This window comes from Kribbella sp. NBC_00662 (assembly GCF_041430295.1).
Classification (GTDB): domain Bacteria; phylum Actinomycetota; class Actinomycetes; order Propionibacteriales; family Kribbellaceae; genus Kribbella.
The window spans coordinates 8009612-8021852 of record NZ_CP109029.1; the positions used below are offsets into that span (position 1 = coordinate 8009612).

Consider the following 12241-nt stretch of genomic DNA (forward strand, 5'->3'; position numbering starts at 1 on the left):
AGCCGCCAGAAGGGAATCTCGGGAGATGCCTGACGAGTCGAGCCTGCCGTTCTTCGACCGCACGGCGACCGCGGCCGGGGGCTTCCCGGTCAGCCGTCGTGGGTACGACAAACAGGCGGTGGACGACTATGTCCGCGCGCTGGAGATGCAACTCGTCCAGGCGCGCAACCGCGCCGACGAGCTCCAGCACAGTGTCGCGCCGATGCAGCACCAGCTCGAGGAGACGCGACGCCAGCTCGAGGCCAGCGCCAACCCGTCGTACGCCGGACTCGGCGACCGGGCCGCGCAGATCCTCCGGCTCGCGCAGGACCAGGCGTCCGAGGCGCTCGAGGAGGCCAAGCGCGAGGCCGAGGAGCTGCGGGCGAACGCGGCCAAGGAGGCCTCCGCGGCGCGGGCGACCGGTGACCGCGAGGCCGAGGACATCCGGACCGTCGCGCTCAACGAGGCGGACAGCATGCGGCGTACCGCGGAGGGCGATGCCGCCGAGGTCCGGCGTACGGCCGAGACCGAGGCGGCCGAGGTGCTGGCGGCGGCCCGGCGGAAGGCGGAGCAGCTGCAGCTGACGGCCGAGTCGCAGGCGAGCACGCTGAAGAACGGCGCGCTGCACGAGGCGGAGAAGATCCGGACCGCGATCCAGCGCGAGTCGGCGGCGCTGCGGGCGCGGCTGGCGGACGAGCGCGAGCAGCAGGCCAAGGAGCTCGCCGACAAGCACCAGCAGATCGCGGCCGACACCGACAGCCTGACCACCCAGATGAAGGAGGCCGCCGAGGCGTCCGAGCGCCGGGTGGCCGAGGCGACCGAGCAGGCCCGCAAGATCCGCGCCGAGGCCGAGGAGTCGGCCGAGCGGACGCTGTCCCGCGCCCGGCGCGAGGCCGAGCAGCTGCTCACCACCGCGCGGACCCGCGCCGAGGCCGAGCTGGCGAACGCCGCCGACGAGGCCGAGCGGTCCCGGACCGTCGTCGCCCGCGAGACCGAGCGGCTGGCCAAGCGCCGCGACGGCATCCTCACCCAGATCGCCGGGCTGAACGAGATCGCCAGCAACATCGCCCGCCAGGCGGCGGAGCTCGACTCCGAGACAGCCGCAGGGCCGTACGTCAACCCTTTCGCCCGCCCGACGACCGGCCCCACCACTGGTGGAGCCGGCACCACCGGTAGCGCGGACGACCTGTCTGCATCCAGCCCCTTCAGCTCGGCGCCCGGCTCGGCGAGCGGCAGCCCATTCACGGCCGCCGACCCGTCGGACGCCTCGTTCACCCCTGGTGGATCGGGCGCCGGCGACAGCTCGCTCGACTCGGACTCGGATTCGGACAGCCGGCTCGGCGCCGGTGCGGCGTCCTCGGCCGACAGCACGTTCGGCGCGGGTGAGTCGGAGTCCGCGCTCGGCTCCAATGCGAACGGTTCGGCGCCTGGGTCCAGCTCCGACGACAACCCGTTCCCGGGTGCGACGCCGGCGGCGAGCGGATACGGGCCGTCGGGCGCCGCGAGCCTCGCGGGCGATTCGGCGTACGACGAGGAAGACGGACCGTTCACCGGATCCAGCCCGTTCGTCGGGATCGGCGCCGGCGACGCGCGGGTCGACGAGACCCGGATCGACACCACTCTGCGCGTCGACCCGAAGGACGCGTCCGACCTGGCCGACAAGACGAGCAAGACCGGCGGCGGCCCGGCCGACTCCCCCGTCACCGCGCTGAACGGCTCGGCGGCTGCCGACTCCGACGCCGATGCGGCTTCCGACGAGGACGACGAGCCGAAGGATTCGACGAAGGTGGACGAGTTCCGGCTCGATGACCTCGCGAACGAGGAGACTCGGGGCCAGACGCGGCCGACCGCCTCCGCGAAGTCCTCCGGAGGCAAGTCGTCCGCAGACGACGAGAAGACCGATGCGGCCACCTCGAGCGCACGATCCCCGAAGGACAAGATGTGACGCCAGCCGGCGACGACACCTCCACAGCGACCGACCCGGATCTCGCCGAAGCCACTCGCGAAGCGAAGACCGCCGCCGCCCAGGCCGAAGCCGCCGCCGAGAAGGCAGACTCGTCTGCCGACAAGGCCGACGACGCGGCCGACGAGGCGGAAGCTGCTGCTGGACAAGCCGCCGGCTCGGCGCAGGCCGCCGACACCTCCGCCGACAAAGCCGACTCGTCCGCCGACGAAGCTGACTCGTCGGCCGACAAGGCTGATGACTCTGCCGAGAAGGCTGACGAATCTGCTGACGAGGCAGAGGCGGCGGCCGCGGAAGCGGATGCTGCTGCTGAGAAAGCTGCGGAGAATGCGGCTGCTGCGGCGGCCGCGGACGGCGACGAGAACCTCGCCGACGAGATGCTGATCGAGGAACGGCACCCGTCCGTCGGGATGGGTGTCCCCGGTCCGCCGCTGCGGCGCGGCAATCCGTTCACGTTCGGGTTCTTCGCGGCGCTCGGCGTACTCGTCGCCTGGGGTCTGTGGAACGCGGCCGGCCAAGCCCGTTCCGTGCTGATCCTGTTGCTGGTCTCGATGTTCATCGCCGTCGGCCTGAACCCGCTGGTCGAGTGGTTCATGCGCCGCGGCCTGAAGCGCGGCCTGTCCGTCGGCGTGGTGTTCCTGCTGATGATCCTCGCGGTCGTCGGCGTCGGCTTCGCGATCGTCCCGGTCGTCACCGACCAGATCGACAGCCTGATCAAGAACGCGCCGGGCTACCTCGACCTGCTGCAGAAGTCGAAGACGCTCAACCAGCTGGACGACAAGTACCACTTCATCCAGAAGGCCCAGGACTACATCCAGGACCCGGCGCTGGCGCAGCGCGCGTTCGGCGGCATCCTCGGCGTCGGCAAGGTGGTCGCGAACGCGCTGTTCAACACGTTCACGATCCTGGTGCTGACGCTGTACTTCCTGGCGTCGCTCCCGTCGGTCAAGCGAGCGGCGTACAGCCTGGTCCCACGCACCCGGCGTACCCGCGTCTCGATCCTCGGCGACGAGGTCCTCGGACGCGTCGGCGGTTACGTCAGCGGCCAGTTCCTGGTCGCGCTGTGCGCCGGCGTCTGCATGTTCATCTTCCTGGAGATCATCGGCCTGCGCGACTACGCCGTGGCGCTCGCGATCGTGGTGATGTTCTGCGACTTCATCCCGATGGTCGGCGGCCTGATCGGCGTCGTCATAGTCGCCCTGATCGGCTTCACCGGCGGCCTCTGGACCGGCCTGGGCTGCCTCATCTACGGCATCTGCTACCAACAGGTCGAAAACTACATCGTCGCCCCCCGCATCATGCGCCGCGCGGTAGACATCCCCGGCGCCGTAACAGTCATAGCCGCCCTCCTGGGCGGCGCCCTCCTGGGCGTAGTAGGCGCCCTCCTAGCCATCCCCTCAGCCGCCGCCATCCTCCTCATCATCCGAGAAGTCTGGGTCCGCAAAGCCGACGCTTCCTAGTACGGGTTCAGGCGCTGACGTCGAGGATGAAGCGTTGGGCTGGGGTTAGGCGTTTGTAGGTTTCTACTCGGATGTAGGACTGCTGGTCGAGCTGTTGCGGTAGGTGGCGGAGGGCGAAGTAGGAGTGGAGGGCTCGGCGGGGGGACTGGGTTTGGTTCTGGGTGCCGCCGTGCCAGAGGTGGCTGTTGAAGACGACGACGGTGCCGGCTGGGCCGGTTAGTTGGATCTGGTCGGGGTGGGGGTCGCCGGGGTTGGGCATCTCGTCGCCGGGCATGGTGCCGCGGCGGTGGGAGCCGGGGACTACTCGGGTGGCGCCGTTCTCGGGGGTGAAGTCGTCGAGGAGCCAGATCGAGTTGCAGACTTGGTACTCGCCCGGTTGGACGGGGTGCCCGAAGTCCGCATGGAGCCCCTGATGCCCCTCACCAGGTAGAGCCGCGCGGCTGTTGAGCGACGACAGTTTGAACTCGCCCAGCACGTGCTGCATCGCGGCCAGCACGCGCGGATGACTGAAGCACACCTCGAACTTCGGGTCCTTGTTGACCAGATCGGCGAGCCGGTCCGTGCCCTTCTCCTGATGTACTTCGAGGCCGGCCCGCTCCCCCTCGGCCGCGGTCAGCTCCGCCAGCCGCTTGTTGAGCGCCGACACCTCCTCGAGCGTCAGGATCCCCTCCAGCGGGAGGAACCCGTCGCGGTCGAGCTGGTCCTTCTCGGCTTGGGTGAGTACGTCGTCGGTCACGCCGAGATCGCGTAATGCGGTCGCCATATCCATCACAGCTCTCCTTCCCAAGATGCACGAATCGATGCCAGCATCAATCCGGCGTACCCAGGAAACAATGCAGAAGGCGACAGGGCTTATGCACAAATCGCTACGGCTGCTCGGCGCCGGCGTACACACGGCGGCCCCCGGCAAGGACTACCCGCTGCACGCGCACACCTCCTGGGAGGTCGTGTACTACGTTCGCGGCCGCATCACCTGCCCCGTCGGCGAGGAGACGTACGCCGCGACGCCCGGCACCGTACTGCTGACCCCACCGAGCACCTGGCATGCCGAGCAGAGCCGCACCGGGTACGCCAACCGCTTCCTCCAGGTCGACGCCGCTGCGACCCACCCGTGGCCCCGACTCTGCTACGACGACGCCGACCACACGCTCGGCCGGGTCTTCGACGCCCTCGTACGCGAGAACAACGAGGAACTCCGCGCACTGCTCCTGTCCGAGCTGGACCTCCGCCTACGCCGCGCGGCGGCCGCTCCACCCACAACCCCGGCCGAGCAACTAGTCATCGAAGCCGAGCGCATCTTCGAGGAGCGCTTCGCGAGCGGTCTCCGGATCGCCACCGCCGCCGCCGACCTCGGCATCTCCCCGTCCGGCCTGCGAGCCGCCTTCACCCGCCTCCGCGGTACGAGCCCGCAGGCCGCACTCCAAGCGGTACGCCTGCGCCACGCCCTCTCACACATCCGCAACTCGACACTGCCGCTGCAGGCGATCGCCGACCTCACCGGCTACCACTCCGTCAGCCACCTGACCCGCCACATCAAGGCAGCGACCGGCTCACCGCCCGGCGCCCTCCGAAGTACCGAGTTCGTCCTTGAGCAGTGAGCCGATCCACGCATCGACCCGCTGCCCGTGATGCACCAGCCGCTTGCGCAACTGCCCCTCCATCACGAAGCCGGCCTTCTCCGCAACGCGACGCGAGCCGTGATTCCCGATCTCCGCACGCCATTCGATCAGCTCCAGGCCCTGCGTCTCGAAGGCCCACCGACAGACCGCCCGCACCGCTGCCGGCGCGACGCCCCGGCCACGTGCGGCGGGGGCAGTCCAGTAGCCGACCTCCGCAGTACCGTCCCCACGCAGGCCGAGCCCGACGCGCGCAAGCCGCTCACCGGACTCCTCGACCACGAACTCGACCCGCCGTGGATTCCCGATGGCGAGGTGCTCCACGAAGTACTGCGCGTGCTCCATCAGGTACGGCGAGGGCACGCCGACGTACTGCTGCAGCAGCGGATCCTGCGACACCTCGTACACCCACGAGACATCCGCCACCGTGAACGGCCGCAGCAGCAGCCGGCCCGCGCTGATCACGAGAAGGCAGCGGCGACCGTCGTGAGCTCGATGCCGCGTTCCTCGATCGCCTTGCGGATCTCGGGATCCATGACGAGCTCCTGGTCGGACAGCCGGTACTCCTCGGCCCACCGGTACGTGTAGGACCCGGGCCTGTGCAGCGCGCCGAGCTCAGGCTCCGCAGCCGCGCAGTGCGTCACCAGCAGATGCACTCCCGGCGTCAACTTGTCGAGGTATTCGAGCAGCCACGCCCTCTTCACATCCGCGTCCCGGTCGCTCAACGTCTCGATCGACCCGAACCGCTGCGACTCCACCGCCCCGTAGATGAACGGCTTCCCCGCCGCACTCGACACCTCGTCGTACGCCGCGGGTGTCGCGGACTGCCCCATGTGTACGTCGAGGTACTCGATCGCCAGCCCTTCCGCCGCGAACTTCGCAACCTGCGCGTTCAGCTCCCGCACCGAGTCCTCATGAGTCACCGACGCCTGCGCCTCGGCCACCGACCGCAGGAACGTCCCGTCCTCCCCCACCAACGACGCCCCGTCCGTCAGCGGCCGCCACCGCAGAAAGTCCCACTCACACGTCAGCGTCTGATGCACCCCGACCGGAATCCCGTACTCCCGCGCCAACGCCGCCGCCTCGGTAAACCAAGGACAAGCCGCCATCGTCGACACCTGCGTCACGATCCCGTCCCGAAACGCCTGCACCGTCCCGACGTTCACAGCGTGAAGCATCCCAAAGTCATCCGACTGCACAACCAACCGAACCTCAGCCACGCCCACTCCCACCATCCGCCGACAGAGCCGACCACGACCGTACCCCGCCCGGGGACACTCAACCTGGACAGACTGATAGCAGGCATATATCCCTCGCTATCTATGCAGCCTCACTGTTCCTCGCCGTACTCGCGGACGAGAGCCGGCACGGGTACGAAATCAGGCAGACGCTCGGGCAGGAGTTCGGCGAGTTGCTGCCGGCGATGAACGCCGGGCAGATCTACTCGACCCTAGCGCGGATCGAGCGGGACGGGTTGGTCGTCGGGCAGAGCGTCGAAGGCGACGGACGGCGCAAGCGGATGTACGAACTCACCGAGGCCGGGCAGCGGCGCGAGTACCTGCGGTCGCTGTGGAACCTTGACACGACCCTCGTGGCCGACGGCAACCAGGTGGTCGCGGAGCTGCTGGTCGAACGGGCGATCCTAGATCTCAAGGCCCTGCCCTAATCTCGATCCCCGACGGCGTCCTCCTCTACATCGCCGGCTACAACATCTCAGGCGGCACCCCGAGACCGAGTCGTGTCCCCGTGGTGGTCCCCCTCGGCACCATCCTCCTGGTCACCCTAGCCACGATCCTCGCGGCCCATCCAGCAACCCGAACCTCCACGACAGTGGCCCTCAGATACGAGTATCTGCCGAGGGCACGTCCTACGGCGTAACCGGACGGCTGTGCCCCGGTGGGATCACATGTCGACACTAACCAACCCGTGCAGCAGCGCTCCGATAGTAGGCGTACGACTTGATAAGCACCCTGATTCGATCCAACTCCTCTTCTGAGATCAGCTCAGACGAAGTAGAGGCGTCGGCCCCCACAGAACTTGCCCGTGGTTCAGCCGAGAAGGCAAGTCCGGCGAACGCGCCAAGCACGCCGGCCAGGCGAAGAAGCTCTTCCGTCAACACGGAGCCGTGCATGGGGATATCTAAGTGCCCGACGACATGAATGGCTTCACTACCCATCAACGAATTGCCATGCCGCTCATCAACCAGAATGATACCGAACAAAGTCAGAATGCCAGCGGTGAAGAGTCCGAGGAAGAGCAGCCTCACCAGCGCGGTGGCAAGAAGGAGGGCGGAGACATTCAGACGCTGGGCTCGCGTCAGCGGCGCCAGGCCCGGCGTGCCAACGAATTTTACGATGACGTCGCTCAGGTGCGACGTACCCTCGGATACTTCTACCGAATCTTCCGGCAGATCACGCATCTGCGTACAAAATGATCGCACCTTCAAATACTGAAGATACAATGCGAGCGCGAACAGCAATACTATCGTCGACACCAGAGCACCGGTGGAAACATCCCCGAACAAACGCCACGCGTCCTCCGTGACGAAGACGATCAACAGCACCGCCAGGACCGTGGGCATGACAACGAAGCTGCGGCCGGCCCCGCTCGGCAGACCCTTCCGCAGGGATTGCAGCACGTGCAGCAGAACCACTGCAACAGAACCCAGCAGCATCATCACGGGCTCGAAGAGAATCGTCCACACCGCAGCGAGCACGGCAGCCCGAAGAGGCCTCGGGTTGTCGTCAAAAAACCATGTGATCCCTGCAGCAACCACTCCGGACGCTACGCCGAGGACAACGGCGAGAAATGGCGCTCTCGATATCATGAGCGTCCCGCGACGGTTGACCGGACCGCGATACTCCTGCCAGCCGAACACGACCAGGACTACGATCACAACGTTGACCGCGATAGAAGTTGTCACTCCGGGCTCATACGACACGGGCGGGAGAAGCAGGATCGCAAGGTAGCCAAGATACAGCGTCCCGGCGAGGGCGGATGTGATCAGGAGCGCATGGCGCCTGTACTTGCTGTCGAGCCCGCGGCTGAGTGATGGCAAACCGGCCTTGCGGAAGCTTGCCTCGAGGGTGACCAGTTTCTCCCTGACTTCCTCTTGCGAGGGTTGACGCTCTGGATTGCCGGACGACACGGCGACCAGATCGCCTTGTCCTTCCATCGGCTCTTGATCAATCCTGTCGTCCATCTCAACCCCACCTACGCTCAGCCCTGGGCCAAACAGCCGCCTCTCTTATCCAGATGCACCGGCAGGCCGTGGAGATACATGTCTCGCACGACCGGCCGGAAGTTCTTTACTGACGCGAGACTTCGACGGTTTTCGAATGTCATTGACAGCGGGTTGACAGTCCCCTACGGGCCGGCGAGTTTGGTGACTTCCGGGGCTTGGTTGGTGTGGAAGGCGCAGGCTCGGGGGTAGGAGGCGAGGCAGCCTCGGGTGGTCATCAGGGCGGTGTAGTAGTCGATGTAGCGGAAGCCGTAGGTTTCGCCGCGGGCGAAGGCCTGGTGGCGGATGGCGGAGACCCAGCGGTAGAAGGCCTCGTCGGGGATGGGGACATACAACGACGGCGTGAAGCCTTCCATGTCCTCCCAGTTCTCGGCGTGGAGGAAGCTGCGGACGCCGTGCCGCGGGAGGGCGGCGAGCTTGGCGACCAGATCCGGGTACGGCGTGGAGAAGTCGTCCGACGGATCGATCGGCAGCCCGGCCAGGAAGCGGGCACGCTCAGCCAGGGCGGCGGCGTTCTCGTGGTCGCTGTGGATGGAGTGCTTCCAGTGGGTGATGATCGTGTCGGGCTGCTTCTCGCGGATGATCCGGGCCAGCTCGAGCGCCACGTCGTCGGTGTCGGGCAGGAAGCCGTCGCTCTGGTCGAACATCACGAAGTCCGCGCCGATCGCGTCCGCGAACGCCGTACCCTCGGCGATCTTCTGCTTCTTGTACTCCGCCGGCGTCAGCCGCGGGTGACCGCGTTCGCCCGGTGTCAGCGCGACGATCGTGGCCGACGCGCCCTCCATGACCAGCTTGGCCAGCGTCGGCCCCGCGGTCAGGTCCATGTCGCCGATGTGCGCTCCGATGGCGAGCACTGTTCTGTTCACAAGGGTCACAACCGTCTCCTCATTTCAGGCCACTGAGTACGACGCCGCGCACGTAGTACTTCTGGAACAGCAGGAAGACGACCAGCACCGGCAGCGTGCTGATCACCAGCCCGGCCATCACGATCGGCATCGTGCGGTCCGGGTCGAGGAAGCTCTGCAACAGCTGAATGCCGACCGGCAACGTCTGCAGGTCGGGGTCGGAGGACGAGATCAGCAGCGTCCAGATGTACTCGTTCCAGGTGCCGATGAACGTGATCAGCCCGAGCGTGATCGCCACCGGCTTGGTCTGTGGCAGCACGATCAGCCGCCAGGTCTGCCACTGGTTCGCGCCGTCGATCTTGGCCGCCTCGAGCATCTCGTCCGGCAGCGACACCATGAACTGCCGCATCAGGAAGATGCCGAAACCGCTGACCGCGAACGGCAGGATCAGCGCCACCAGACTGGTCGTCAGTCCGCCGTCACCACCGCGGCCGAGGATGTCGTTGCCACCGGCAAGCGGCCAGTTCAGCATGATCAGGAACGTCGGGATCAGCAGCAGGAACGGCGGCAGCATCATCGTCGCGAGGATGAACCGGAAGATCACCGCCCGCCCGCGGAACCGCAGCTTGGCCAGCGCGTACCCGGCCATCGACGACGTCACCAGCACCGAGATCGTCACCGAGACCGTGACGATCACGCTGTTCCGGAACAGCCGCCCCAACTCCAGCTGGGAGAACGCATCGCGGTAGTTGTCGAGGTTGAACGACGAGGGCAGCAGCTTGTACGGAATCACGCCGTACTCCCCCGGGCCCTTGAACGAGCTCATCACCATGTCGAGGAACGGCATCACCATCGCCACCGCGCCGAGGATCACCACCAGGTACGCGAACCACGGGAACTTGCCGCGCCGCTTCACGAGGTCTCCTCTCCACGCCGCCGGGCGATCCACAACTGGAGCAACGTGATCGCGAGGATGATCACGAACAGCACCATCGCCATCGCGCTCGCCGTCCCCCAGGCGCCGAACTTGAACGCCCGCTGGTACATCTCGAACGCCGCCACGTTCGTCGCGTTCACCGGCCCGCCGTCACCGGTCATCACGATGATCAGCGCGAACGACTGCAACCCGCCGATGAACTGCGTGATCAGCACGAACAGCAACGCCGGCCGCAGCAACGGCAACGTGATCGACCAGAACGTGTGCCACGAGTTCGCACCGTCCACCTCGGCGGCCTCGTAGTACATCTCCGGGATGGCCTTCAGGCCGGCGGTCAGGATGAGTACGGCGCCGCCGATCGAGGCCCACGCGTGGACGACGGTCACCGACGGCAGCGCGAACGACGAATCGGACAGGAAGCCGACGCTGTTCACCCCGAGCTTGTTCAGTACCGCGTTGATCAGGCCGGCCGGCTGGTACATCATCTTCCACACGTTGCCGATCGCAACCACCGTCGCGACCACCGGGAGAAAGTACAGCACCCGCCAGAACCCCTGGAACGACAAGCGGTCGATGCAGTAGGCAACCAGCACCGAGCCGAACGTTGCCAGGAACACCGATCCGAACGCGAACAGCAACGTGTTCACGAGGATCGGCTTGACGAAGGTTCCGTCGAAGCTCAGGACGTCGCCGAAGTTCGAGAACCCGGCCCACTTCAGCGTGCCGAGATCGAACCCGCCCCAGTCCGAGAACGCCAGCACGATCGCGAAGATGAACGGCAGGATCAGGAACACGCAGAAGAACAGCAGCGCCGGCGACAGGAACAGGTACGCCGCGAGCCCCTCGCGATGCAGCTTGCCGACCCGCCGGGCCGGCGCCGCGGCCATGCCGTCAGCGCCGACCCTGCCGACCGCGGTGGTCATTGCGGCTTGACGGCCTTCGCCGCCTGCGCCAGTGCGTCGTCCGGATTCTTGCCGTCAGCAAGAACCGTCATGATCGCGTTGTGCAGCGCGGTCTTCGCCTCGTACGCACCCGGCTGGTTCGGCTCCGCCATCGCGTACGTCGCCGCGTCGTAGATCGGAGCCAGGTTCGGGTCGGACAGCGTCTTCTTGTACTCCGCCTGGTCGGCCGTCCGCGGCGGGATCAGGCCCTGGTCGGCGAGCCATTTACCGGTCTCGGTGACGTTGCTGCCCTCTGCCTTGTGCTCGTTCAGCCAGGTCAGGAACTTCCACGCCTCGTCCGCGTGCTTGCTGCGCTGGTTCACGCCCATGAAGAACCCGTACGCCAGCGAGCCCTTGCTACCCGGCGTCGGCCCGGGGATCGCGGTCACGCCGACGTCCGAGGCGTACTTGTCCTTCATCTGCGTCTTGAGGCTGCCGATCCACCAGCCGGCCTGGATCGCCATCGCGACACCGCCGCTGCGGAACTGCTTGGTCGGCGAGATCGAGGTGTTCGACGCCTTCGCGGCCGCCAGATCGCCCTCGAACTTCAGCGCCGCCTTGCCCTGGTCGTTGTCGAACTGCGGCGTGCCGTCCGGGCCGAGGAACTTGCCGCCGGCCGAGTCGAGCAGCGACAGGAACGGGTGCACCGATTTGTTGTCGCCGTCCTGGATCAGGCTCAGGCCCTCGACCTGGATGTTGCCCTTGGCATCGCGCTTGACCGTCTTCTTCGCGGCGTCGGCGAGCTCGGCCCAGGTCGTCGGCGGCTTGGCGATGCCGGCCGCGGCGAGGATCGACTTGTTGTAGAAGAGCACGTAGGTGTTCAACTCGGTCGGGTAGCCGAGGAGCGTGTCGCCGGTGGTGACGGCGCCCAGCGCGGCCGGACTGTACTCCGCCTTGATCTTGGTCGCGATGTCGTCCGGCACCTTCGCCACGACGTTCGCCTTCATCAACTGGCCGCCCCACAGGCCGTACGCGCTGACGATGTCCGCACCGCGGCCGCCGGTCTGCCGGACCGTCATCGTGGTGAGCAGGTCGTCGAACTTGACCACCTGCGCCTTCACCTGGATCTTCGGGTTGTCCTTGTTCCACTCGGCGATCATCTTGTCGAGCCCGTCCTTCGACGGGCCGTCGCTGTAGTGGCTCAGCAGTGTCAGCTCGACCTTGCCGCCACTACCGGAGTCGCTTCCGCCTCCGCAGGCGGCGCTCGTAGCCAGGAGCCCCAGGACGACGGCAAGCCGCACACATCTGGCAATGCGCAT

The 12241-nt window shown here is 66.9% G+C and carries 12 protein-coding genes; 4 read left to right on the plus strand and 8 right to left on the minus strand.

The features are described 5' to 3' along the window. Window positions 1–25: 25 nt before the first annotated feature. The gene (locus tag OHA10_RS39320) at window positions 26–1924 is read left to right on the plus strand and encodes a transposase (RefSeq protein WP_371403865.1); all 1899 of its coding nucleotides are present in this window, start codon (window positions 26–28) and stop codon (window positions 1922–1924) included. Continuing rightward, entirely contained in the window at window positions 1921–3402 is a 1482-nt protein-coding gene (locus tag OHA10_RS39325) for an AI-2E family transporter (RefSeq protein WP_371403866.1), read from the plus strand. The genes OHA10_RS39320 and OHA10_RS39325 overlap by 4 nt, the downstream gene beginning before the upstream one ends. A 7-nt stretch (window positions 3403–3409) precedes the next feature. On the opposite strand, the gene OHA10_RS39330 is transcribed toward OHA10_RS39325, so the two are convergent. Continuing rightward, entirely contained in the window at window positions 3410–4171 is a 762-nt protein-coding gene (locus tag OHA10_RS39330) for a phytanoyl-CoA dioxygenase family protein (protein WP_371403867.1), read from the minus strand. A gap of 64 nt (window positions 4172–4235) precedes the next feature. Between OHA10_RS39330 and OHA10_RS39335 the strand changes: the two genes are divergently transcribed. Further along, entirely contained in the window at window positions 4236–5000 is a 765-nt protein-coding gene (locus OHA10_RS39335) for a helix-turn-helix domain-containing protein (RefSeq protein WP_371403868.1), read from the plus strand. Here the strand turns inward: OHA10_RS39335 and OHA10_RS39340 are convergent. Then, window positions 4953–5483: a GNAT family N-acetyltransferase gene (locus OHA10_RS39340; RefSeq protein WP_371403869.1), complete on the minus strand. Its 531-nt coding sequence runs from the start codon at window positions 5481–5483 to the stop codon at window positions 4953–4955. The genes OHA10_RS39335 and OHA10_RS39340 overlap by 48 nt on opposite strands. Further along, window positions 5480–6253, minus strand: coding sequence for a carbohydrate deacetylase (locus OHA10_RS39345; protein ID WP_371403870.1), 774 nt, complete (start codon window positions 6251–6253; stop codon window positions 5480–5482). Before OHA10_RS39345 ends, OHA10_RS39340 begins: the two co-directional genes overlap by 4 nt. Window positions 6254–6351: 98 nt before the next feature. On the opposite strand from OHA10_RS39345, the gene OHA10_RS39350 reads away from it, so the two are divergent. Next, window positions 6352–6684 carry a PadR family transcriptional regulator gene (locus OHA10_RS39350; protein WP_371408042.1) on the plus strand — a complete coding sequence of 111 codons (333 nt, stop codon included), beginning with the start codon at window positions 6352–6354 and terminating at the stop codon, window positions 6682–6684. A 249-nt stretch (window positions 6685–6933) separates the two neighbouring features. On the opposite strand, the gene OHA10_RS39355 is transcribed toward OHA10_RS39350, so the two are convergent. The 5 genes from OHA10_RS39355 to OHA10_RS39375 form a co-directional block, all read right to left on the minus strand. Beyond that, the gene (locus OHA10_RS39355; RefSeq protein ID WP_371403871.1) at window positions 6934–8220 is read right to left on the minus strand and encodes a hypothetical protein; all 1287 of its coding nucleotides are present in this window, start codon (window positions 8218–8220) and stop codon (window positions 6934–6936) included. A gap of 164 nt (window positions 8221–8384) precedes the next feature. Further along, window positions 8385–9134, minus strand: coding sequence for a PIG-L deacetylase family protein (locus tag OHA10_RS39360; RefSeq protein ID WP_371403872.1), 750 nt, complete (start codon window positions 9132–9134; stop codon window positions 8385–8387). 10 nt (window positions 9135–9144) lie between these two features. Beyond that, window positions 9145–10020 (minus strand): carbohydrate ABC transporter permease, encoded by an 876-nt coding sequence (locus OHA10_RS39365; protein ID WP_371403873.1) that lies wholly within the window; start codon window positions 10018–10020, stop codon window positions 9145–9147. Then, window positions 10017–10964: a carbohydrate ABC transporter permease gene (locus OHA10_RS39370; protein ID WP_371403874.1), complete on the minus strand. Its 948-nt coding sequence runs from the start codon at window positions 10962–10964 to the stop codon at window positions 10017–10019. The genes OHA10_RS39365 and OHA10_RS39370 overlap by 4 nt, the downstream gene beginning before the upstream one ends. Continuing rightward, on the minus strand, window positions 10961–12241 hold the full coding sequence (locus tag OHA10_RS39375; protein WP_371403875.1) for an extracellular solute-binding protein: 1281 nt from the start codon (window positions 12239–12241) through the stop codon (window positions 10961–10963). The genes OHA10_RS39370 and OHA10_RS39375 overlap by 4 nt, the downstream gene beginning before the upstream one ends.

Bases quoted from the DNA above. Each gene is read 5' to 3' on its own strand.
- OHA10_RS39345 (WP_371403870.1), bottom strand. From the start codon at position 6,253: ATGGTGGGAGTGGGCGTGGCTGAGGTTCGGTTGGTTGTGCAGTCGGAT.
- OHA10_RS39335 (WP_371403868.1), top strand. From the start codon at position 4,236: ATGCAGAAGGCGACAGGGCTTATGCACAAATCGCTACGGCTGCTCGGC.
- OHA10_RS39355 (WP_371403871.1), bottom strand. From the start codon at position 8,220: ATGGACGACAGGATTGATCAAGAGCCGATGGAAGGACAAGGCGATCTG.
- OHA10_RS39370 (WP_371403874.1), bottom strand. From the start codon at position 10,964: ATGACCACCGCGGTCGGCAGGGTCGGCGCTGACGGCATGGCCGCGGCG.
- OHA10_RS39320 (WP_371403865.1), top strand. From the start codon at position 26: ATGCCTGACGAGTCGAGCCTGCCGTTCTTCGACCGCACGGCGACCGCG.
- OHA10_RS39330 (WP_371403867.1), bottom strand. From the start codon at position 4,171: ATGGATATGGCGACCGCATTACGCGATCTCGGCGTGACCGACGACGTA.
- OHA10_RS39375 (WP_371403875.1), bottom strand. From the start codon at position 12,241: ATGCGCATTGCCAGATGTGTGCGGCTTGCCGTCGTCCTGGGGCTCCTG.